This window comes from Bradyrhizobium sp. SZCCHNR1017 (assembly GCF_032381375.1).
GTDB lineage: Bacteria > Pseudomonadota > Alphaproteobacteria > Rhizobiales > Xanthobacteraceae > Bradyrhizobium.
The window spans coordinates 212,717-235,175 of the sequence record NZ_JAUHIR010000011.1 but is presented as its reverse complement, the minus strand read 5'-3'; the positions used below and the strand labels follow the sequence as shown (position 1 = coordinate 235,175).

Annotated in this window: 22 protein-coding genes; 5 read left to right on the top strand and 17 right to left on the bottom strand. The window is 64.8% G+C overall.

Annotation, left to right across the window (positions count from 1 at the left end; all coding sequences use genetic code 11):
* Window positions 1–11: 11 nt before the first annotated feature.
* The 4 genes from QW863_RS25595 to QW863_RS25580 all read right to left on the bottom strand — a co-directional run bounded on the left by QW863_RS25595 (window position 12) and on the right by QW863_RS25580 (window position 6,425).
* The gene (locus QW863_RS25595) at window positions 12–1,427 is read right to left on the bottom strand and encodes a hypothetical protein (protein WP_315717682.1); all 1,416 of its coding nucleotides are present in this window, start codon (window positions 1,425–1,427) and stop codon (window positions 12–14) included.
* The gene (locus QW863_RS25590) at window positions 1,424–5,047 is read right to left on the bottom strand and encodes a hypothetical protein (protein WP_315717681.1); all 3,624 of its coding nucleotides are present in this window, start codon (window positions 5,045–5,047) and stop codon (window positions 1,424–1,426) included. The genes QW863_RS25595 and QW863_RS25590 overlap by 4 nt, the downstream gene beginning before the upstream one ends.
* 7 nt (window positions 5,048–5,054) lie before the next feature.
* Window positions 5,055–5,807: a hypothetical protein gene (locus tag QW863_RS25585; protein ID WP_315717680.1), complete on the bottom strand. Its 753-nt coding sequence runs from the start codon at window positions 5,805–5,807 to the stop codon at window positions 5,055–5,057.
* Window positions 5,808–6,029: 222 nt separating this feature from the next.
* The gene (locus QW863_RS25580) at window positions 6,030–6,425 is read right to left on the bottom strand and encodes a hypothetical protein (protein ID WP_315717679.1); all 396 of its coding nucleotides are present in this window, start codon (window positions 6,423–6,425) and stop codon (window positions 6,030–6,032) included.
* 556 nt (window positions 6,426–6,981) lie between these two features.
* On the opposite strand from QW863_RS25580, the gene QW863_RS25575 reads away from it, so the two are divergent.
* Together QW863_RS25575 and QW863_RS25570 are read left to right on the top strand one after the other, a co-directional pair.
* The gene (locus QW863_RS25575; protein ID WP_315717678.1) at window positions 6,982–8,169 is read left to right on the top strand and encodes an acyltransferase; all 1,188 of its coding nucleotides are present in this window, start codon (window positions 6,982–6,984) and stop codon (window positions 8,167–8,169) included.
* A gap of 130 nt (window positions 8,170–8,299) precedes the next feature.
* The gene (locus QW863_RS25570) at window positions 8,300–8,512 is read left to right on the top strand and encodes a hypothetical protein (protein ID WP_315717677.1); all 213 of its coding nucleotides are present in this window, start codon (window positions 8,300–8,302) and stop codon (window positions 8,510–8,512) included.
* Between the two features lie 75 nt (window positions 8,513–8,587).
* Here the strand turns inward: QW863_RS25570 and QW863_RS36025 are convergent, their stop codons facing one another.
* A complete protein-coding gene (locus QW863_RS36025) occupies window positions 8,588–8,827 on the bottom strand; it encodes a hypothetical protein (RefSeq protein ID WP_409977966.1) in 240 nt (79 codons plus the stop codon).
* A 473-nt stretch (window positions 8,828–9,300) separates the two neighbouring features.
* Here QW863_RS36025 and QW863_RS25565 point away from each other — a divergent pair, with 473 nt between their 5' ends.
* Together QW863_RS25565 and QW863_RS25560 are read left to right on the top strand one after the other, a co-directional pair.
* Window positions 9,301–9,486 (top strand): hypothetical protein, encoded by a 186-nt coding sequence (locus QW863_RS25565; protein ID WP_315717675.1) that lies wholly within the window; start codon window positions 9,301–9,303, stop codon window positions 9,484–9,486.
* 158 nt (window positions 9,487–9,644) lie between these two features.
* Window positions 9,645–9,839, top strand: a complete 195-nt coding sequence (locus QW863_RS25560; RefSeq protein ID WP_315717674.1) for a hypothetical protein — start codon at window positions 9,645–9,647, stop codon at window positions 9,837–9,839.
* Between the two features lie 66 nt (window positions 9,840–9,905).
* Here the strand turns inward: QW863_RS25560 and QW863_RS25555 are convergent, their stop codons facing one another.
* The 4 genes from QW863_RS25555 to QW863_RS25540 all read right to left on the bottom strand — a co-directional run bounded on the left by QW863_RS25555 (window position 9,906) and on the right by QW863_RS25540 (window position 12,327).
* Window positions 9,906–10,352, bottom strand: coding sequence for a host attachment protein (locus tag QW863_RS25555; protein ID WP_315717673.1), 447 nt, complete (start codon window positions 10,350–10,352; stop codon window positions 9,906–9,908).
* Window positions 10,353–10,421: 69 nt separating this feature from the next.
* On the bottom strand, window positions 10,422–10,835 hold the full coding sequence (locus tag QW863_RS25550; RefSeq protein ID WP_315717672.1) for a DUF3775 domain-containing protein: 414 nt from the start codon (window positions 10,833–10,835) through the stop codon (window positions 10,422–10,424).
* A gap of 202 nt (window positions 10,836–11,037) precedes the next feature.
* The gene (locus QW863_RS25545) at window positions 11,038–11,502 is read right to left on the bottom strand and encodes a hypothetical protein (RefSeq protein WP_315717671.1); all 465 of its coding nucleotides are present in this window, start codon (window positions 11,500–11,502) and stop codon (window positions 11,038–11,040) included.
* Between the two features lie 114 nt (window positions 11,503–11,616).
* Window positions 11,617–12,327 carry a hypothetical protein gene (locus QW863_RS25540; protein WP_315717670.1) on the bottom strand — a complete coding sequence of 237 codons (711 nt, stop codon included), beginning with the start codon at window positions 12,325–12,327 and terminating at the stop codon, window positions 11,617–11,619.
* Between the two features lie 222 nt (window positions 12,328–12,549).
* Here QW863_RS25540 and QW863_RS25535 point away from each other — a divergent pair, with 222 nt between their 5' ends.
* Window positions 12,550–12,933: a VOC family protein gene (locus tag QW863_RS25535; RefSeq protein ID WP_315717669.1), complete on the top strand. Its 384-nt coding sequence runs from the start codon at window positions 12,550–12,552 to the stop codon at window positions 12,931–12,933.
* Between the two features lie 16 nt (window positions 12,934–12,949).
* Here the strand turns inward: QW863_RS25535 and QW863_RS25530 are convergent, their stop codons facing one another.
* The 8 genes from QW863_RS25530 to QW863_RS25495 all read right to left on the bottom strand — a co-directional run bounded on the left by QW863_RS25530 (window position 12,950) and on the right by QW863_RS25495 (window position 21,816).
* Complete coding sequence (locus QW863_RS25530) at window positions 12,950–13,405, bottom strand: hypothetical protein (RefSeq protein ID WP_409977965.1); 456 nt, start codon at window positions 13,403–13,405, stop codon at window positions 12,950–12,952.
* Window positions 13,406–13,522: 117 nt separating this feature from the next.
* Window positions 13,523–16,204: a PAS domain S-box protein gene (locus tag QW863_RS25525; RefSeq protein ID WP_315717744.1), complete on the bottom strand. Its 2,682-nt coding sequence runs from the start codon at window positions 16,202–16,204 to the stop codon at window positions 13,523–13,525.
* A gap of 113 nt (window positions 16,205–16,317) precedes the next feature.
* Complete coding sequence (locus QW863_RS25520) at window positions 16,318–17,121, bottom strand: NUDIX hydrolase (RefSeq protein ID WP_315717667.1); 804 nt, start codon at window positions 17,119–17,121, stop codon at window positions 16,318–16,320.
* A 2-nt stretch (window positions 17,122–17,123) separates the two neighbouring features.
* Window positions 17,124–18,077, bottom strand: a complete 954-nt coding sequence (locus QW863_RS25515; RefSeq protein WP_315717666.1) for a dihydrodipicolinate synthase family protein — start codon at window positions 18,075–18,077, stop codon at window positions 17,124–17,126.
* Window positions 18,078–18,149: 72 nt separating this feature from the next.
* On the bottom strand, window positions 18,150–19,028 hold the full coding sequence (locus QW863_RS25510) for an SDR family oxidoreductase (RefSeq protein WP_315717665.1): 879 nt from the start codon (window positions 19,026–19,028) through the stop codon (window positions 18,150–18,152).
* 140 nt (window positions 19,029–19,168) lie between these two features.
* On the bottom strand, window positions 19,169–20,029 hold the full coding sequence (locus QW863_RS25505; RefSeq protein ID WP_315717664.1) for a MaoC family dehydratase: 861 nt from the start codon (window positions 20,027–20,029) through the stop codon (window positions 19,169–19,171).
* A 249-nt stretch (window positions 20,030–20,278) separates the two neighbouring features.
* The gene (locus tag QW863_RS25500; RefSeq protein WP_315717663.1) at window positions 20,279–20,668 is read right to left on the bottom strand and encodes a Zn-ribbon domain-containing OB-fold protein; all 390 of its coding nucleotides are present in this window, start codon (window positions 20,666–20,668) and stop codon (window positions 20,279–20,281) included.
* Window positions 20,668–21,816, bottom strand: a complete 1,149-nt coding sequence (locus QW863_RS25495; protein WP_315717662.1) for a thiolase domain-containing protein — start codon at window positions 21,814–21,816, stop codon at window positions 20,668–20,670. The genes QW863_RS25500 and QW863_RS25495 overlap by 1 nt, the downstream gene beginning before the upstream one ends.
* Window positions 21,817–22,459 lie beyond the last annotated feature (643 nt).

Sequence of the window (22,459 nt, the reverse complement as noted above, 5' to 3'; positions counted from 1 at the left end):
CCGGCGCTCCCTCAGATGTCGGCAGAGATGCCGAAGTGATCGCTGGTGTTGCGAACGCGTCCGTAGTTGCTCCAGCCGGTCAGATTTCCGGCACCGCCGATCCCCGGATAGTTCGCCGCCGTCGGTGCGCCCGGCCACCCCATCGGCGGCGCGGTGAACTGGTTGGCCAAAGCGATCGCACCGGGGGGAGGATTGTCCGGCGGCGCCATGACCCCGTTCATCGGCGTGCCGGTCACCGTGTTCATGATCGTGGTCTGATAGTTGTGCATGCCGTTGTGCGGCCAGACCAGGACGTTGTCGATCGAGTAGAACGGCGCGGCGACGAAGTTCGAGCCGACATAGCCGTAGCCGGGATAGAAGCTCTGTCCCGGCCCGCCGCCGTTGGACCAGAGGAACTTGGACGCCGCCGTCTTGTCCTTGCCGCGAATATGGGTGGAGAAATAACCCTTGTACTGGTCGAGATTGACAGGAACGCCCACCGCCGTCGGACTGACGAGCAGCGTGTAGGCACCGGGACCGCCGGTGAGCGGATTATAGAGGCCCGAGGCGGTACCATTGACGGCGAACAGGTTGACGTTGAAATCGCCGCCGATCACCCGCGTCTCGTTCACGCCCAGAGCGCCGACGACGTCGTTGATCGTCGACAGCGTGGTGATGTAGTTCGCCGCCGCCGGATTGTTCGGCGGGGAATGGATGCCGAAGATGGTGAGGTCTCGCTGCACGACGCCGAGATTATTGGCCTCGGTGAACGTCGCCATGAACGGCTCGCGCAGCCCGGCAAAGGCAACAGGAGCGCCGAGCGTGGTCGTGAAGGCGATCCGCGCCGCGACGACGTCCTCGTTGAGGCCGCCATTGTGCTGGGCACCCGCAGGGATCTGGCGCACTCCGCCCAGGCCCGGAGGCACCAGCATTCCATTGACGTTGACGGCACCGAGGGGCACCACCATGCCATTGTACGGCGTGGCGACGCCGCCGCCCGGCGGCACCGACACGCCGCCATGCCCGCCGGTCCAGATGTTGGGCCCGGTGAAGTAGCGGTTGAGGGTGCCAGCGGTGTTGGTGCGGCGATAGAGAATGCCAACCGTCTCTGAGCGCCCGCCGACCCCGGTGTAGAGCGGCGGCACGGCGTTCCATCCGCCCGCCACCATCGTGGCGGGGTTGTTGAGCCCGAACTGCACCATGGCGAGCGCATTGATGCCGCCGGTCTGGCTCGCCAGCGCGTTGGGCGCATTGTCGCCCGAGCTCACCTCGATGATGACGATGATGTCCGGCTGCACGGCCGCCAGCACGGCATTGATCACCGCGCGGCGCTGGATCGCGCTCTGCATGTCGTTGAGACCGCCATGCCCGCGTTGGCGCTTGATCGAGGCCGAAAAGATCTTGTTGACCGAGAAGTTTTCGATATTCCAGAACAGGATCCGCGTCATGATGACGGCTCCTGTAGCTCGGGCTTGCGTGCGGCGAATGCGAGCGACTGCTCGCAGCCCGGATTGTCGTCGGCGACATAGGCGGCGTACCAGCCGAGGCTGCCGGTGTTGTCGGGATCGCCGAACAGGAAGAACTGGATGTTGGCGGACGGCGGCAGCTTGGCGATGCCGAATATCTTGATGGCGATATCGTCGATCCGCAGGCAGTAGAACCACTTCGGACCGTCCTCGGCCAGCATGCGCCCTTTTGCGGTCGGGACCGGCTGGCGCAGGATCGAGATCGCACCGACCGCAACCTTGATGACGCCCTGGATGCTGAACAGGCTGGCGCCGGGCGCCGCGCCCGGCAGGCTCATGCCGATGAAGACCGCGTGCTGCGCATCCGACCCGGTGGTGACCGGTGACCATGCCGCGAGCAGCTGCGACTGGAAGCCGACGCCAGAGGCGAGCGCCCCCGGACCGCCCAGCGTGATGTCGTAGACGACGCCGAACCAGGGCCCCTCGAGTTCGGTGAGGTTGAGCTGCGACGTCACCGGCAGGAAGCCGAGATCGGACGGCTTCTGATCACCGGTCGCGTTGACGAAGCTCTTCAGTTGCAGCGCGAAGCCGCGGAACAGGCTGGTGTCGCGCATCGTCGAGCCGTTGAGATTCCAGGCCAGGTTGCCGGTCGCGACCCCAAACCTCTTGGCTCCGGGCGTCGCCTGCGGATAGGTCATGCCGATGACGAGGCCGGAGAAGGCGAGCCCGACACCGAGCGCCTCCTCGGGCGTATCCGGCGGACTGCCGAACGACAGCAGGTCGAGCGTCTCTCCGATGGTGCTCTGAAGCGCCGTGAAATCGAGCTGCCCCCAGACGAGGAAGTTGCTCGCCACCGTGGCGCCCTGGTCCTGGATGCCAATCGTGTTGAACTGCACCCGGTCGAAGGCCACGGCCGGCAGCACGTTCGACGGGCTGGTCAGCACGTTGGTCGTGTTCTGCTCGAAGACATAGGCGCCGCGGCCGCCCTGATCGACATAGCTGCCCTTGAGCACGATTCCCGTGAAGGGCTGCGGCTTGCCGCGCGAGTACAGCCGCGACACCGGCGCGCCGAACAGCGCCGCGACCGAGAGCTGGACGTGGCTGTCGAACCGCGTCAGCCTGGCGTTCTCGAACAACGACTGCAGCTGCAGCACGGTGAAATCGAACTCGCCGCTCATCTGCACCGCCACCGGCACGTCAGGCGCAACGCCGTTGGAGATGTTCATCGCATAGCGCGGATCTTCGTAGTCGATCAGCCCGAACAGGCTCGAATTGCCCTGGGGCATCGTGATCCGACCGCTCCGGCCGTCGACCGTGACGCGGCTGACGGTGAAGCCGAAATGATGGGCGTTGAAGCGGGTGAAGTCGATGCCGGCGGCAAGCCCCGCAATCTCCGGCGGCATGTCGCGCTGGCCGAGGTCGGCCGCGAGCACGATGACGCCGGTCCAGTTCGGGTCCTGGGCGATGCGCGCGAAATTCTCGTAGAATGGGCCGGACGCTCCCTTCGAGCGTGCGATGGCGTCCGCGATGTAGTCCTGTAGCCATTGCGACAGGCCGGTGTAGGACAGCGCAGCGGTCACCGGCGGTGTGCCGGGCAACAAAGAGAACTGCTCCGCGGACGTCCAGCGATTGGCATTCGTGACCCGCTCCAGCAACGAGCCAGAGCAGAACTTCATGATCATCACGTTGCGGTAGGCGGTGGCCGAGGCGCCGGCGCCGACCGCCGCGGTCATGGTCCAGCCCGCAATATTGACGGTGTTGGCGAACTGGGCGCCTGTGCCGAACGGCTCCGGATTGACGGCGACCAGAAAGAGCTGGTTGGTCTGCAAGGCGTCCTGCATCGCCTGGGAGGGAGCGGATAGCGCGAATGGCAGGGTGTTGCCGTCGCGGTCGATCGACTGCGCCATGCTGACCTTCAGATAGGCCCCCGTCGTCGGATCTCGCTCGATGATGAAGCCCTGCGGCGTCGTCCCATCGGTGCTCGGGCCGTCCGGCAGCGTGCCGCGCAACGCGTGAGCCCGCGCCGCCTGCACACGCGTCGACCACGTCTTGCTGCCATAGCTCGAGATCAGCGACTTGCGGGTCGCAGCCACGATCTGGCTTTCGAACTGGACGAGCGTCGCGCCATCGAGGCCGCTGCTCGCAGCAGCTCCATAAGGCGCCAACGGAAACGTCTTGTCGCTGCCCTGGGCGAGCGGCATGAATGGCGGTGCCGATTGCAGGATCTCCGCATTCGGAGCGCCGGCCGCGGCCGTACTATAGATCGCGCTGCCCTCGGGCTCGGCCAGATAGTCGACGGCCCCGCCCCCGGCGACGATGGTCACCCAGGAGGTCTGGTGGACGTCGGTCAGGCGCGGCGCAACGGCACCGCTCGCGGGACGGTTGAGATCCGCAGTCTCGAATGGGAACACCGGCGCGTAGCCGGGCTTCGAGGGAATGGCGTTGAGACGATCGTTCTGCGCTGCGGGCTGGCTGGCGTCGTACGCCTTGAAGCTGAGCGCCTCCGATCCGAATAGTCCACCCATCAGTTTCGCAAGCTGCCCCGCCGAACTGCCATCGGCGCCGAGCGCATAGTGGCCGGCCAGGCTGAGATAGGTCGTGCCAGTGTCGACCGCGGCCGTCTTCGCGGCGCTGGTCGCAAAGGCGAAGCCCCCTGCTCCGAGCGCCGGCGCCGTGTCCGTGCTGCTAGCCCCGACCGGCGTCAGTTGCACGACACGCCCGCCGGTCGTGCGGAATTCGCTCGTCAGCGCAGGCGCCCCCTTGATGGCGAACCCCGAACGCAGATACCCCTGCTCGAGCTGCTCTCGGCCGATCACGCGGTTGGCCGGATCGCCGAGGTCGAAGGCACCTGCGATCGAAAGCTGCGACGGCAACGCCGCCACCGTCATGGCTGCATATTGCGCAGCTTGCAGCGACGTCGTCGCGCTGTTGTTGATGACGTAGCGGATGCCCTGCTCCAAGCCCTGGCTGACGAACGCCTGCTTCGAATCGAGCAGCCCATCGAAGGTTACGCAACCGGTGTTGGCGCCGCCGAACGGCACATAGGCGTAGATGCGATTGTTGGAGGTCGGCGCAAGGCGAATGCCCAGCGGGTTGTCGCCCTTGCCCGAAAAGCCGATGAACGGAGGTGAGCTCAGCGCCGAGCCCGACAGGCGCAGCGCCCCACCCTCGATATCGATCCGGCTCTGATCGAGGATGTAGAATTTGGCGTTGCTGGCAAACCACAGGTTCAGGTTGCCCGAGACCTGGTAGACCGGCGGCAGATTGATGAAGGAGACGCCATAGCGCTCGAAGTCGCCGAACGCGACCGGGTTGGCAGACGCGAGCCAGACGACAGCACGATTGCGCGTCGCCTTGCTGATATAGGCCCGGACACGCTCGGCGAACCCGCCGGGATCCCGATCGAGATCGGCGGGCCGCTGTGTCGCAAACAGATAACTGCCACCGTACTTCTTCAGCGAGTCGTCGTAATTGATGAACGGTGGCAGAGACGAGCCCGTGCCGAGAAGGTAGCCGGCCCAGCCAACCGAGCCGGCAACCTTGGTCTCGTAAATCGCAGAGGAGTCGACCTGCTCGAACTGCGCTGACGCGGACGCGTCCATGCTCGTATCACCCGATCGGGAAGATGCCGAGCAAGGTGCCCGCCAGTGAATAGAGGGCACGATCGTCGATGATGTCGCCCTTGATGATGGTCACCGTATATTGGGCCGAGCCCAGCGCAGCATATTGCACCGTGATGCCCGCCTTCCACGTCGTCGCGCCGATCGTGATATCAGCGGCGAGGACCGCAGTGATCTGGGACTGCGAGACGATCGGCGTCCAGACCGGAATTCGTCCCTGGTACTGGAATGAGACGTAGGTCGTGTTGTTGGTGTCGCCGCTCGGCGTCGTCACCACGTTGCTGTTCGGGCTGGTCGGGGTGTTCACCGTCGGCAGCGCCGTGAAGGCCGCGCGCGGATATTCCTCGGTCCGTGCGGTCGCGGATGGCGCTGCCTTGACATCCAAACCGATCGGGAAGATGCCGAGCGTCACGCCCTGGAGCAAGTAGAGCCCACGATCGTCCACGATCTCGCCCGAGATGATGGTCACGGTGTACTGGGTCGATCCCAGCGCCGCATACTGGATCGTAATGCCCTTGCGCCAAGTCGTTGCGCCGATCGTGATGTCAGCCGCCAAAACGACTTGAGGTTGTGCCTGCGAGACCACCGGCGTCCAGACCGGAATGCGCCCCTGATACTCGAACACGAGCTGCGTCGTGTTGTTTTGATCGCCCGTCGGCGTCGCGACGACCTCGGTGTTGGGGCTTGTGGGAGTGGTAACGACGGCAGGAGCCGAAAAACGCACGCCTTCATGATGAGCCATGGCTATCTCCTTTTATAAAACACAGATCAAAACCCGCAGTACGCAACTGCCGGCGCGGCTGAAACGAATGGAAAATCGACTAAGCTACCAATGATTGAAATCTATCAGAGGTTGTGGCGTGTAACAGGGTTCGCGACGGTGGTCAATCGGGCCAGATCACAGTCTTCCCCCAACGCCCGGTCACATTCTGGTGTTTACATTTCGGGCGAAGCCGGGCGTCGCTCAGCGGCTGACTTGTTTCCGAAGCATCTGCATCGCTCGCTTCATCGCTGCGGACCGGATGAACGAGCCGAGCACGAATCCGGTAAAGCTGCTCTCCTTTCCGGAATCGACAATCTCCCCGCTCATCGTGACCGTGTAGTAGCGACCCATCGGGTGCATGGTCACCGTCAGCCCCTTGCGCAGGACAATGCCTGCAATTGCAATGTCCTCGGTCAGTTCGACCTCTACTTCGCCAATCGACACCAGCGCTCTCCAGCACGGGATCGTACCGTTGAAAAAGAAGGTCACCCAGGTGCTGTCATTCGTGTCGAACGTTGCAGCCACCTGCGCATTGCAATTCGTCGTCAGCTGGGTGTTGACGGTTTGATCGGTGAGCTGAGATGGCGCAGCGGGCAAGGCGGCTTCCGTCCTCGTTCAAGCGCTCAGCGTCATGCAAAATGACCAGCCGGAGGGTGACAAATAACTAGCCGCCGCCGGTTTGCGAGTCCATTTGCAATCCGGTCCCGGCCCCCGCCCGGACGGGGGCTCCGCACCCCACGCAGGTGCGACCATGGCCCTGGCCGTCACCTCCCGCGGATCGAGGAGTCCCGGCGGCTTTTCGCAACAGGCACGATCCGCTGCAGGAGCTGCTCTACCCGGATTTCTTCAAACTCTGTCGGCCTGTTGCCCGACCTTCCCGCCGATCGTCTGCCGCGCCGGGAAATCGCTCGACCGTTGGCCGCCGATGCCAAGGCTAATTTTTCTATATTTTTCAGTTCGTTGACAGCAACGTGCAACGCCGCCACGGCGGACGTCGGAGCGATCACGGTGCAGAGTCATCTCTGGCCTGAACGCCAGATCGTCGCTCGAGCGGGCGGCAATCCCCGTCTCCGGCCGGCGTCGGGTTGCCTCCAGGCCCTGCTGTTTCTACAACAGCCGGAGCGCCTCCCAAGCATCAGGACCATCCCTCAAAGTGAACGAGCAACGCTTCATCGGCTCGCTGACCGGCTTACGCTTCGTCGCGGCCGCAACGGTCGCCGTCGGCCATGGCGCCCCGTCGTTGGCGCAAGGCCTGCTGCCGGAGCTCATCGCTCAAGTCAGCAGCATCGGAATGACAATGTTCTTCGTGCTGAGCGGATTCGTCCTGTGGCTCAACTATGCCGCGCGCTTCCAGTCGCAACCGCTCGGAAGCGCTCTTCGCGAATTTGCCATCGCGCGCTTCGCCCGGCTCTACCCCATGTACGCCGTGATTACGCTCGCAGTCGTCGCTTACGTCGTGATCGCGCGAGGTCTCTCGGCCCCGTCGCTCGGCTTCATCCTCACGATGACGCAAGCCTGGTTTCCCGTGCAGAACGGCACCATGCTGGTCGCAGTCGTGCCGTCGCTGCAGCACCTCTGGTCCATCAGCGTGGAGCTGTTCTTCTACCTGCTGTTTCCATTCGTCTGCCTGCTGTTTGCGGCCGTCGTCCGGCTGTCCACGATCATCTGGATCGCGCTGGCGAACATCGTGACGTTCGCGCTGACGATCGCGGCCGCCTTCACCTTCGGCGATGCGTTGCTACGGGCCGCCGCGCCGAGCCTTACGCAAAACGGGATGCAGTGGCTGACCTACTACTCTCCCTATCTTCACATCGCTCAGTTCCTGGCCGGCTGCCTTGCCGCCATGATCTACAGGAACCGCGCGGATGCCAGCGTCGGTGACCGGGAGCGACGCTGCGTGAGGCTCCTGTTCTGGCTTTCGCTGGCGAGCCTCGTCTGTGCGCCTGTGCTGCTGTTTCTGCAGCCTCGTCTGCCCGGCTGGTCGTTCGCGATCGAACTTGCCGTACGTCTCATCGAGATCTCGGGATTTTCGATCGTCTTCGTCGCAGCCAGTCGGTACGGTCATGCCGCTTGGCTGTCGTCCAGAGCCCTGATCATTGGTGGCGAATGCAGCTATTCGATCTATCTGCTGCATCCCTTTCTCATTCGGCTTGCGATGATCGGAAAGTCAGATGCTCCTGGCGCTCTTGAGCTCGCGCTGCGGCTCGGTCTGTTCGTTGCGATTGCGACGGCGATGGCCTGGGTCACCTACATGATCATCGAGGCGCCCTCGCGAACATGGTTACGGAGAGCCTTCGGCACCAGCGCACCGCGCGACGTGATCCATGCGCGCCCGGTCTGAGCGCGCCGGGTCATCGGCCGGCCCGTTGCTTCGCGGTGCCTTTCTACCAGCGGTTTATTCGGACCATTTTGCACGAATTTAACATGATTGCCGCCAATCTCAGGCCTCCGGAACGGCAAGGGATGCAACGATGATTGTTGAGATCAAGGCGATGTGCGAAGCCAACGGGACCGTCCTTGCGACAACGAGCTACGACGATACCAACGAACGGGCGCGGGCGGTCGCGGTCATCGCCCTGCTCGAACAGGTGCTGGCGCATTCGGAGACCGCTGGAGATCAGCGCCTGTTCACTTTGGACGTCTCGCCCGTGTCGCCAACGGCAGCAGCTTCGTCTGCCTCCTGATACAAGGCACGGCAAGGCTCGCGGCAGCCGGCAGTCCGATCCACGCCCCCGCGCCGATGATCAGCCATCGTATGGTCACCTGCTGACACAGGCCTTCGCCTGTTTGCTCCATTTGAACGCGGTTCCGCACGGCGGCCTTGGCCGAGCGCCCGCAGGGCATTCGTTCCACACCGGCGCTCCTACCTCCCAGCCATTCACGACGCAGCCGCCATTCGGCGCGACGTGGCACCCAGGGCCGCAGGACTCATTGGCGACCAACCGGCCGCCCCCTGCCACAAGGCCAGTCAGCAGTACGACCCAAAACATCAGCCTCATCGCTTCGCTCCATTGGCTCTGAGGCGACGAGCCCCTGCGACCGCGCCCCAGCGGAAACCATGAACGTGCCAAACCGTTCCTCCGTCTGTCCCCGCCTGCTCGGGCTGAGATTTCGTCGGAGATCGTCGCGCCGCCAGCCTGTGACGAAACACCGCGCCGCCACCACACTCCAGCCCCACTACGCGCACGACTGCGCCATATCCGTGCACGGGAATGGGAAACCATCGGAGCGAGAAGGTTTTCACCATGTTGGGCGATGATTGCGCAGCCTGGGCGAGCCGGAAGCGAAAAAGTCACCTCTCCACGCCAGTTGATCGTGGTGAGCCAGCAAGGCGTTGGGGCGCGCGCGCTTAGAAGCGTGACGAGCCAAACAACATCAGGAGCCGGCGGCACGAACTGCCGGCCAGCCTTGGATCGTCCGGATGCGTGCCGGACGAGCCCGTGGCGAATGCAGGGAGCGATAGATCGACATCATGACACGAAAGCTTTCAGTCCGCGAAGTCATCGCCAGATCCTATCCCAGTTGGGACTATGCCATGGCGGACCGGTTGATCGCATGGCTCGATCATTGCGGTTACGAGATCCTGGAGAAGAAGCCGGAGCGCACCGCGGCTCTCGTGACCGATGACGCGCGGCCACACCTGATCGGCGCTCGATGAATGGAGCCCCTTTCGCCGGGGCGCTGTGAACGATCAGCGCTCCTCAAGCGGCAGCACTCGGGCGCCGCAGGAACTGCGCATCCCGTTCTGGGGTTCAAGATGACAAGACCAACGCTCGACGTTTCATCGAGCACCATGAGATCAGGGAAGGATCACCAATGTTTCGCAAGCTCACACCACGCCAGGTCATCGCACGCTCCTACCCGACCTGGGACTACGCCATGGCCGATCGTCTGATCGCCTGGCTGGATGATTGCGGCTACGAGATCGTCGAAAAAGGAGCCGCGCATCTGGACGCAAGTCTGGTGCCTGCTGCGCCGGAATCGACACCGTCGCATGAAAGCACACATTGATCCCGTCGCGGTCACGGAGACCGCGATCAGGGTCTCCGGACGCTCATTGGCATGAGAAAGCCCGGCTCAGGCGAGCAGTTGTTTTTCGATTTCGTAGACCGGAAGCTTGACCAGATCCTTGTGGACCTCGCCATGCAGCACCTTTCGTACCGCGTCGGAATAGTCGGCGCGGATGATCCCGAGCGCGCGCGGCGACGCCACCATCGTGACGGCTTTGGTCTCGCCTGAAATGACAGCATGATGCAGGCGATCAGCAAGCTGCTTGAGAAAGGCGCGCTCAGCCTGATCATGCCAATCCGTCTGGTCCACTGAACTCCGAGCATTGCCGAATGACTGCTGCACCGAGCCGGGAGCGTCAGTGCCCTGAGCGCTCGTGCGGTCGTTCTCCTGCTCACGGACCTCTTTGGTGTGCAGGTTCGGAAACATGCTGTCACCGACGTTCTCGAGGATCAGCGCCTTGCGCCCGTCGCACACGACGATCCAATCACCGGTTCCGACCTTCATCTTGTCCATGAGATTACTCCATCATCCGAATTGCAGCGAAGAATGTGCTGGCGGGCCCATCGGGAGAAACTGCCCCAGCTATATGCCTTCTTCGAAATCTTCCAAGGAAAGGCCGAACTCCGAGAGAGCCTCCTCCAGATAGTCGCCGAGCATCGGAGTTTCGATCAGGTACGTCGCGGTGCGATTGTTGTGCGCCTGAGCGGCCTGCGCACGAAGCTCATCCCAATTGTCCAGCGAGCCGTCGCCCCGGCCCAGCCACATCAGCGTGACCAGATCGATCTGTTCGTCGACATTGAGGCCCCTGATGAAGCTGACGAGCTCCGACCTGTCCGTGTTCAGGCCCCGCCCAGCGGTACCGGGCGCCGCGTCGTCATCTGCCAAATCTGCCAGCAATTCGGGTTCGGTCGCTTCCATTTCGTGCTTGTGGATCTTGGTCACGACGAAGGCGACCTTCTCCGGCGCGATTGAGAGGGTGGGCGTGGTAGTCGTCATTCAGCGTCTCCTGGGTCCCCGGGCAAACGCTCCCAGGTCCCATGCAAAGACGCTAGGCGTTCCGGAAGGAGCGCACTTTGCGCAAGATCAAGGCAGCGTGGCGGCGTGAAAAACGGCGCAACAGCCCGCGCGAGTTCAACCGCCCCGTGGCGCGATTGCAGCGGGACTGCTTGGATCGACCAGGGACTGCGGGCGATCGATACTACCAGGTCCAATCGAAAGAGCCGACACGCGGCTGCTGCGCGACCAGGATCATCGGTCTGCCCGGATGAGCTCTTGCGGCCCTTCGCTTCTTCACCTCTGCAGCCGGCCTGCCTGTGTCGGCAATCCGGGTCGCGCGAGGCTTCTCGGCGGCCTTCACTGCCGCAACCTGCGGGTTGGCCTCGACGGCGCTCATCTGCGCGAAGGCGTCGCGGGGACTGCTCTTGGCGACTTCTGCCGCAGGCTGCTCCGCCTTCGCGAGCTTCACCGGAGCTGGCGTGGCGATCGAGGTGTCCATCACGATCCGCTCCGGCCACTTTCTCGTGGACTGAATGCGCACCGGGGGAAGATCCGACGCAGACGACAGGCTTGCAGGCAATGGCACGCTGGGAAGCACGGCATCCGCCAGGACGAGCAGCGCCAGCAGAGTTCCACCGACGAACATAAAGTAACGCAGAATGGGCATAATTTACCGCTCCGTCGGCACCTGCGCCGACATCCACCTAACGGAGGATCATGACAGTATGTTCCCGCGTCGAACGCTCGGGTTCAAAGACCGCGGGAGACTAGCGCGACATAATTAGATTTTCGTCGCTGCAACCAGCGTGCATTTGGCCGCGCTGACGTTAACGTTGACGAATCCGACATGGACCGCCGCGAAGGTCTTCCGGCTGCGCGACCCGACTTGGCCGGGCACGATCCGTCGGCGGTCGGTGACGTGACCACCGTCCCGCCGGCTGAAGGCGCAGGTAATTTCGACGTCCTTGATTGCGAAACTGTTGGCATTCCGTAGCGTAAAGGTCACCAGCGCCTTCGATCCAAGACCGCCGCGCCGCCAGGACTGGGAACTGATCCGCAGGCCGGACAGAGCGGCCGGGTCGAGCGCAGGGGATGACGCAGGCGGCATCGTCGGCGACAGGCTGGCATTGGCGTCCATGACGTTCCGGCCGGAGCCGACCACGGGGGACGAATCGGGGTGCGGATTGGATGCATCCGCCAGACTGGGCATCACGGGCGAGAGGCCACGCGACGTCTCGGTCCCGTCTTCGTCTCCTTCATAGCCGCTGCTCGGGGGGGCCGATCCGACCCGCGTGAGGCTGGGGTCGGCCACCTCCTCCTCTTCGACCGACATGATCAGCCACCCGACTACGCTGAACATGATCAGCGCGAAGATCGCCAACCCCGACACGGCGGCCCCCAAAGGGATGGACGCTCCGTCGCTTCGGCGCATGGCCAGCGACGCCGCGGCATCGGGCTTGCGCCCCAGCAAACGAGAGAGACCCGCGCTCATGTCTGCACCATCGGCTGCCCGGCGGGGGCATCTGGAAGCTTCAATCGGCAAGCATCGATAGGGTTGCATGCAAAGCCGACAATTGGAGGGCAGGCCCGGATACCGGCCGGTCAGCCGGGCTGGCGCGGCCGCTGACAGACCGGTAGACATTCGCACAGTTGCCGACACCTCAAGAAACGCCGCCCCGCCGCGGGCGGTTCACTCTTTCGAAAGATCTCGACGATGTTGAATGTCACGTGGGACCACATCCATCTCCGCAGTCCGGACCCGGAAGCCACCGCCAGCTGGCTTCACGACATTCTCGGCGGCGAGATCATCCGCAATCCCGGCCGCATCGACGTCCGGCTCGGCGGCGCCAGCGTGTTCATCGCCAAGGTCGAGCCGGGCGACGGCGTCAACGCGCCGCCTATGACGCCGCACCAGGGCCTCGATCATTTCGGCCTCACCGTGAAGGACATCGACGCCGCGGCCGCCGAGCTGAAGGCCAAAGGCGTCACCTTCACGACCGAGCCGACCACGATCCGCCCCGGTGTTCGCATCTGCTTCATCCGCGGGCCGCAGGGCATTTCCATCGAGCTCCTGGAGCGCGACAAGAAATACGTCTGACCGCCGCCCCGCACGGCTACGTCATGCTGCCCGGCATGAAGCAGCGGATCTGGAGGCCCTGATAGCCGCGCATCGGCCATACCATGGTGCGGCCGACACGGTTGGGCTCGGTGATGACTGCGTCGTCGGGAACATCGAGCCATTCCCCCTCGATACGGACGCGGTAGTGACCGCCCCTGCTCTCCCAGTCGACATCGCTGACGGCGCTGCCGTCGGCGTCAGAGCAGCATGGGCCCTTGCCGCTGCGCAGACCGTCGAACCATGCCTTGATCTCCGGCGACGAGTTCGCATACTGGCCGCGATCACGCGCCAGTGACGGTGGCGCGGCGAGTGCGATCAACAGCGCCGCACTGCTGACTTGGACAGGCGGCTTCCATCGCGCGACCGCCTGCCGCCTCGAACCCGTGTTGCTGATGTCGGCACGATCAGCGCGATGCGGCCCATGGCCGCGGGACACGATCCATCTGCTCATTTCCATCTGGCTCCTGCACCACCCCAGGGTGCGCGGGATGGAAATGCATCAACCGGGCCAGATTTCGATTCGATCTCGGCTTCGTGAGAGTCAATCCGGGGGGTTACGCAGATCTCCCTACTCGGCCGCCTGCTCGAGAGGTGCGACCCGCGGCAGAATGATCTGGATGCGCGTGCCCGCGCCAGGCTCGGAGTCCAGATCGAGCCGCCCGCCAAGCCGGCTGGTCACGATGCTGTAGACGATGTGAAGGCCCAGGCCGGTGCCGCCCTGGTCGCGGCGCGTCGTGAAGAAAGGATCGAAGGCGCGGCGGCGGACGTCGAGCGACATGCCGCAGCCATTGTCGGAAAAGACGATCTCGACATTGTCGCGGCCGGACTCCCGCGCCCTGATTTCGATCACACCGCTCCTGCCGTCCGGAAACGCGTGCGCGACCGCATTGAGGAACAGATTGGTCAGGACCTGCCCGTAAGGCCCGGGGTAGCTGTTCATCACCAGATCGGGCTGGCAATCCACGTTCACCGTCAGGTTCTGTCTGCGCACACCCGGGCGCAGGCTCATCACCACCTGCTCGGTGAGATCGGCGAGATCGAAGGTACGCTGGTCGGAGTAGTTGCGGTCCGCTGCGACCTGCTTGAACGACTGGATCAGTTCGGCCGCGCGATTGAGATTGGCGACGAGCTGCCCCGCGGCGCTGCGGCTCATCTCGATGAACTCGTTGAGGCTCGACCGCCGCAGCTCACCCCGCGTGACCGCCTCGCTGAAGCGCTCGGTCTTGCGCTCGAGCGCGGAGGCGACCGTCAGGCTGATGCCGACGGGGTTGTTGACCTCGTGGGCAACGCCGGCGACCATGCGCCCGAGCGCCGCGAGCTTCTCGGCTTCGATCAGCGAGGCCTGGGTGTCGCGCAGGTTCCGGAGCGCCGTCTCGGCGGCCTCCTTGGCCTTGCGCATCTCCAGTTCGCTCTTCTTGCGCTCGCCGATGTCGAGCGCCACCGTGACGATCTTGTCGACCTCGCCGTCGGCGTCGAGAAGCGGCAGCTTGTTGACCAGCCATTGCCGCATGACGTTGCATGAATCGAGGTATTCCTCCTCGTAGAACCCGAGGCCGGCCTTCGTCGCCAGCACGCGCTTGTCGTTCGAGTCCGTCTTGTTCGCGCCGTAGCGCGACATCAGCTCGCCCGTGGTGCGGCCGAGCGCATCCTCGGGCTCGACGTTGAAGATGCCGGCCATGTAGCGGTTCATCAGGACATAGCGCAGCTCGCGATCCTTGACGTTGATCACCGCCGGCACCGTGTCGATGACCTGCTGCAGCAATCGCCGGCCTTCAGCGATCGCGTCCTCGGCGCGCTTCTGATCCGTGATGTCGCGGACCACGCCTTCGTAGCGAACCACCTCGCCGTTCTCATCCCGCACCACCGTGCCGCTGTCGGAAAGCCAGCGGATCTCGCCGGTGCGCCGCCGCACCTGGTATTCGAACTCGCGCACCATGCCGTCGCGCCGCATCAGCCGCTGATAGCGTTCGCGCGCCAGGGGATGGACATAGATCGTATCCGCGATGTCGTTCACGCTCTGGATCAGCTCGCTCGCGGATTCGTAGCCCATGATGCGCGCGAGCGCCGGATTGGCATTGAGCACGAGACCACTCGGTGTGGTCACATAGATGCCGTCGATCGAAGCTTCGAACAGCTTGCGATAGCTCTCTTCGGCCAGCCGCTGCTCGGCCAGCGCGCGGACCGCCGCCTCACGCGCCGCGTCGGCATCCTGCAAAGTCTGCCGGAAGACTTCCGCCGCCCGCGCGATGTCGCCGATCTCGTTCTGAACGTCGGTCTGCGGGATCGACGCCGCCTTTTCGCCCGCCGCCAGCGCCCTGATCGAGCGCGCGATCGACGCCAGCGGCCGCACGGTGCGCCGGACCACGAAGGACGCAGCGAATATGCCGATCAGAACGCCCGCCGTGCCGAAGATGATGCTTTGCCATTTCGTCTCCGCCAAGGTGCGGGCGAAGTCGCGCGACAGCACCTTGCCCTGGCTTGCGCTCAGGGCGCGCAGCAACTCGGTGACCCGGCCGATCAGCCGCCCCTCGATGCCCAGCACCTCCTTGTCGAGGCGCGCGATCTCGTCCTCGGTGCCGGCAATGGCGATGATCGCCTCGGCATAGCGGTCGGCGGCCGCACGAAGCGCGCTGTCCTCGATCGGCATTGCGCGCATGCTGCGGGCGGCCTGCTCGGCGCCGGCCGGGTCGCGCGCCAGCAGCGCCGCGCCGACCTGATTCTGCACCTGGAACAAGGCCCGCGCCGTGGCGCGATCAGTCAGGCCGGCGATGGCGTCCTCGAAGCTCTCGCGCGCCGCCGGCAAACCCGATAGCAGCTCGGCACGCCGCGCGATCAGCGCGCTGATGCGGTCGATGCCTTCGCGGTAATTGGCGAGCCGCTGGGCAACGCCGTCGATGGTCGCCTGCTGCTCCGGTGCGAGCTGCAGGCGCGTCTTCTTCAGGAGCGCGCTGAGCTCGGTCGCCGCCTCCATGGCACGGTCGGAGCGCGAGCCGGGATCGGTGACGAAATCGCGCGCCGCGAGCCGCAGCTCGTTCATGCGCTGGTCGATCTCCTCGGCGAGATCGCCGACGCCCTGCAACCGCTGCAACTCGGCAAAGGTCGAATCGATATGCCGAATGGCGATCACGCTCGCCATGCTGGTCGCGGTGATGACGGCAAGCAGCAGCAAAAAGCTGCCAAAGATCATCCGCCCGATCGTCATCGATCGGAGGCTGCTGCAGGCCGTGTCGAGGTCCGGTAATCTACTCATGGGATCCGATGGTCGGAACCGCACTATATACGAGCCGCCGGGCGGCCAAATGAACATATAGAGAACAATTTTCGTCCGCGCATCATCCGCCGGACGAAAAATAGCCTGTGCGGTTAACCGGCCGCACCGAACTCGAACACCTCCCCATCATAGCCCGCCTCGCGCGGAATGCGCAGCTGGCGACCGCCCTCGGCGGTCTTGGTCATGACCGGCATCACGGTGACGATGTCCATGTCCCGCGCCGCCGCCAGGGCGTCGGCCACCGCGGGCTGCTTGCCGAGCCGGATCAGGTTGCGCGTGGTCGGGAACGGCAGCTTGAACCGGCCGTCCTCGCCGCCGGCCAGCGCCTCGCGCGGCGAGACCCAGACGGAGTCGGTCGATTCCCGGCCGTCATGGGCGCCGAGTTGGTCCGGCGGCGCCGCCGCCAGAAAGAACCAGGTGTCGAAGCGTTTCGGCATGCCCTCGGGCGTGATCCAATGGGCGTAGGGAACGAGCGCATCGAGCGCCAGCACCAGACCGTGAGCTTCCAGAACCTGGAGAAAGCTGATCTTGCCCTCGCACAGTGCCAGACGATGCGCCGCCTCGATGTCGCGAGCGGCAGCGGCATCGATCAGCGCGTCCGATCGGCGCAGCCGCGCCAGCAGGATGCCGCTCTCCTCGAAGGTCTCGCGCACCCCGGCGATGCGGAAGCCGAGCGCCTCGGCTTCAAGACCCTCGTCGCCGGCATAGAGCTCCGGCCTGCCGGCGATCTCCTGATCGCCTCTGTCGACGCTACCGCCGGGAAACACCAGGGCGCCCGAGTTGAACTCGATCTGATGGTGACGCACCATCATGAACACCTCGATCTCGCGCGCGACTGCGCTGTCGCGCAGCAGCAGCACGGTCGAGGCGGGACGGACGGCGGCAGCGTCAGCCATGGTCACTCCGCGGCGGTGGCACGAGGTTGCAGATTGGCACGCGCGTCGTAACGCGCCACGCGCGACAAGAGATAGTCGACCTCGGCCCTGGCCGCGGCCGTGATCGCGGAGGCCGGCTTGCGCTGCGCGCTGGAGGCGATCGCGCCGCGCTTCTGCAGCACGTATTTGCGCACGGCCAGCCCTGCCCCCGGCTGCTGCTCGTAGCGCACCAGCGGCAGATGCGCGTCGAACAGGTCATGCGCGGCGTCGCGCTTGCCCGCCTGCGACAGCTTGACCACGTCGACCAGCATTTCAGGGAAGGCGTAGCCGGTCATGGCACCGTCGGCGCCGCGCTCCATCTCGAAGTCGAGGAACAGGCCGCCATTGCCGCACAGGATCGACAGCGGCCGCAGCGAGCCGTCCTTCTGGAACGCGCGCAGCGTCGAGATCTTCTCCAGGCCCGGCCAGTCCTCATGCTTGAGCATCACGCAGGAGGGGCTGTCCATGACGATCTTGCGGATGACGGCCGGCGTGAACTGGACGCTCAGCGTCAGCGGGTAGTCCTGCAGCACCCACGGAATGTCCTCGCCGATGGCCTCCTGGGCCTGCTTGAAATAGCCCGTGATCTGATCATCGGTGCGCAGGCTCGGCGGCGGCGCGATCATCACGCCGGCAGCGCCCGCATCCATCGAGGCGCGCGCCAGCGCGCGCATGGTGGCAAAACCCGGCGCGGAGACACCGACGATGATCTGCAGGTTCTTGGCCCGCTTGGCAAAGCGCACTGCAACCTGCTCGGATTCAGCGGCGTCCAGCTTCGGCGCCTCGCCCATGATGCCCAGCACGGTGATGCCGTCGCAGCCGGCCTCGGCATAGAAATCGACCAGCCGGTCGATCGAGGCCTCGTCGATGCGACCGTCATCATGGAACGGCGTCGGCGCGATCGCGAAGGTGCCTTTGGCGGCGGCGGTGAGCTTCATCTGGTCTGGTCTCCAACCTCTCTGTCATTCCGGACGCGCCAGGCGCAGGCCCGAAATGACGACCTGAATACATCAAAACCGCCGTGCGGACTTGGCTATATCGGCCTCCGAAAAGAATATCTCCTCTGCATGGGCGGCGATGTCCTCCGCTTTCCACGCCGACGACGGCGGTTTCCAGCCGTCCATTTCCATCATACGCAACTCGCGCACGCCGCGTGGACCGGACACGCCGAGCACCTTGCCGGTCTGATCCCCCGAGAGTCTGCTGACCATGTAGAGCACGGCCGGCGCGATGCCCTCGGGCGTCAGCGCCGCGCCCGGGTTTTCCTTGTAGCGCGGCAGGTCCGCGGTCATGCGGGTCAGTGCGCCCGGCGCCAAGGTCCACACCCGGATGTTGTACTTGCGTCCCTCGATCGCCAGCACGTTCGACAGGCCCCAGATACCGCCCTTCGCGGCGCCGTAATTGGACTGGCCGAAATTGCCGATCAGGCCCGAGGTCGAGGAGGTGTTGACGATGACGCCGCCGCCATTGTCGCGCATCCAGCGGAACACGGGAAGCGTGCAGCAGAAGGTGCCCTTGAGGTGCACCTGGACCACCTTGTCCCAGTCGGCCTCGCTCGACTTGGCGAAGGTCTGGTCGCGCAGGATGCCGGCATTGTTGACCAGGATGTCGGCGCGACCGAAATGGCGGATGGCATCGTCGAACACCGACTGGCCGCCGGCCATGGTCGAGATGTCGGCGCCGTTGGCGACGGCGCGGCCGCCTTCAGCGGTGATGGCCGCCACCACCTGCTCGGCCATCGACAGGTCCGAGCCGGAGCCGTCGCGCGGGCCACCGAGGTCGTTGACCACCACAGCCGCGCCCTCGCGTGCAAACAGTTTTGCGTAGGCCTCTCCGAGCCCGCCACCTGCGCCGGTGATCAGCGCCACCTTGCCGTCGAGCAGTCCCATGGGTGTCTCCTCCTGCGCCGTGTCTTTTGTTGCCCGTCATGGCCGGGCTTGACCCGGCCATCCATCTTCGGAAGAGGATGGATGCCCGGGTCAAGCCCGGCCATGACGGCAACTAACAGACGTGCCTCACATGGCAATAATCAACCCAGCACCGTCTTGCCGTTCTTGATCACGGTGACGTTCCGCTCCTTCACCCGCGCCTCGAACGAGATCACGTCGCCGTCCTTCCACAGATCGACCGTCACGGTCTCGCCGGGAAACACCGGCGAGGAGAATCGCGCGGCGTGCTGGCGGAAGGCTGACGCATCGTAGTCGGCGTAGGTCTGCAGCACGGCGCGGCAGGTCAGGCCGTAGGTGCACATGCCGTGCAGAATCGGCCGCGGGAAGCCCGCGCGGCGCGCGAATTCGGGATCCGAGTGTAGCGGGTTGCGGTCGCCGCACAGGCGGTAGATCAGCGCCTGGTCGGGCCGCGTCGAAATCTCGACGCTGCGGTCGGGTGCACGCGACGGCACCGGATGCGGTTCGGGGATGCCGCCCGAGGGACCGCCGAAGCCGCCATCGCCGCGGGCGAAGCGCGAGGCCACCAGGGTCGCCAGCGGAGCGCCGCCCTCGTCGCGCAAGATCGTCTGATGGCGGATGACCGCGCCCTTGTCCTTGCCCTTGTCGGACACCGCGAGCACGGAGGAGTCGGCCGTGATCTTCGCCGCGGTCGCCAGCGGCTTGTGAAAGGTGATGTCGCGCTCGCCGTCGACGACCAGCACGCGGTTCAGCTTCATGTCGCCGGGGCCCGCGCCCCAGGCGGCGACGGAGGCAAAGGTTGGCACCACCTTCAGTGGACGCGGCTCGGCCGTGGCCTCGTTGACGAAGGCAAGCTCCTTCTCGTCCATCGGATCGGCCCCCATGCCGATGCCGTAGGCGTAGAGCATCACCTCGCGATCGGTGTAGGCGTAGTTCTGCCCGATCGCCTTCATCGCCATCAGCTCATCGTAGTTGATCGGCATGTTGCCTCCCCAAACCTCGTTCTTTGTAGGGTGGGAAAAGCGAAGCGTGCCCACCGCCTTTCTTGGTAGAACGGTGGGCACGGCGCTCTGCACCTTTGCCCACCCTACGCACTCGTCGTGGAGCACACCGCTCGTTCCGCATCCGTCATTGCGAGCGGAGCGAAGCAATCCAGGGCTGCGCAAGGACTCTGGATTGCTTCGTCGCTTCGCTCCTCGCAATGACGCGTGGATGCATCTTTGCTCCCTCTCCTAAACCGGCGTGAAGAACGGCAGCGGGGCGCCGTCGGTCGGCTTGAACACAACCTTCACCTTCTGGCCGATCTTCAACGCGTCGAAATCGCAATCGACGAAATTGGTCTGCAGCGACGGGCCCTCATTCAAGGTGACGTAGCCGATCGCGTAAGGGCCGGTCGGCGACTTCCGCATGATCGAGAACGTGTAGATTTCCCCCTCGCCCGCGCTCTGCTCCCACACCGTCTGGTCCGAGAAGCAGAACGGGCAGATCGAGCGCGGAAAATAATGCGCCTCGCCACACGCCGTGCAGCGCTTGATCATGAACTTGCCCTCGGCGGCGGCATCCCAGAACGCCTTGGTCTCGGGATTGGTGATGGGGGCCGGCAGTCTCTTCGCTTCGGACATCAGACGCGCTCCAGAATGCAGGTCGAGGCGGCGTGGCGCACGCCGAGCAGGCCGCCGGTGCCATGGGCGATGGCGAGATCGCAGTTTTGCACCTGCACCTTGGGATGGGCTTCGCCGCGCAGCTGGCGCACGGCCTCGATCACCTTGGTCATGCCGCCGCGGTTGACGGGATGGTTGCTGCAGAGGCCGCCGCCATCGGTGTTGAACGGCAGCTTGCCGACACCGGAGATGAGATTGCCGTCGGCGACGAACTTGCCGCCCTCACCCTTCTTGCAGAAGCCGAGATCCTCGAGCTGCATCAGCACGGTGATGGTGAAGCTGTCATAGATCGAGGCGTATTTGATGTCCTTGGGGGTCACGCCCGCTTCCGCGAAGGCGCGCGGGCCGGACCACACACCGGCGGAATAAGTGAGATCGAGGTCCTTGCCGCCGCGCGGCCCCTTCATCGCCTCGCCATGGCCGATGAGACGCACCAGCGGCTTCTTCAGACTCCTGGCGATCTCCGGCGTGGTCACGATCAGCGCGCCGCCGCCGTCGGTGACGACGCAGCAATCCATGCGGTGCAGCGGATCGGAGATCATCGGCGAGTTGATCACGTCCTCGACCGTGACGACCTCCTTCAGCATCGCATGCGGATTGTACTGCGCATGATGCGAGGCCGCGACCTTGATCCAGGCGAGCTGCTCCGACGTGGTGCCGTAATCGTGCATGTGGCGCATCGCGCACATGCCATAGGCGTTGTGGGTGGTGGCGCCATAGGCCATCTCGAAATCGGCCTCGGCGCCAGCGGCACGCGGCGGCATCGGCCCGGTGCGCGGCTTGCCGGCCAAGGTGATCAGCGCGATCGAGCATTTACCGGCGGCGATGGCCTCGGCGGCATGGCCAACATGGATGAGATAGGAGCAGCCGCCGGTCTCGGTGGAGTCGATGTGCCGGACCTTCAGCCCGAGATAGTCGACCATCGGCCACGCGCCGCCCGGCGCGTCGCCGGCGCAGAAATAGCCGTCGACATCCTTCGCGCTGAGACCCGCATCCTCGAGCGCGCCCTTGGCGACCTCGGCATGCAGCTGCGCGGTGGATTTGTCGGGTGCATGCCGGGTCGGATGCTCATAGATCCCGGCAATGTAGGCCTTGCCCTTGATGGTCAACTCCGTCTCCGCTTCCTGTCGTTTCGTCCCGGGTGGTTGGAGATTTTTTGGACCGTTGGATAGAGCTTGGCAAGCGTGGAAAATATTCCGCAGGGTGGAGATGGTCGCACCCGAGCGACATATTTCGATGTTGCACGCGACAGCGCCCACGCGGTCATCGTCCGGCTGACCGGACGTCCAGTCGTCCAGGGATCGCAACGATTGAATCGAGACGCCGCGGCGTACTCGATCGCCCGTTCAAGCCGGGCGTTGACAGCGGAGTGCGTGGTGGGATTCTCGCACAAGCCACACCATCGCATTCCCGCGACAGACACTGCCCGGGTCATGCTCATCTCGTTCACCCTCATCAAGTCGGAGGGCGCAGGGAAGGCCAGGCGTCGGCTGACGCCTGCGGCCCGCCTGCGAGAAAAAATGCAGGCGGCAGGTACCACAGGTGCAGCCGAGAACGCTCGGCCTTCCCTGCGCGATGGTCTTCACGCTTATACGCAGTCTGCCTGGTGCGCCGGGCTTGTTGGCCACCATTGCCCGCGCGACGCGCAAGCGCCGTCGCGAACGTAGCACCAGCGTCGGGGTGCCAGCACGCTGCGACTTCGCGTCCGCGGCCTCGCCGTTCGTCCGCGCATCCAGGGACACGCTGCGGCAA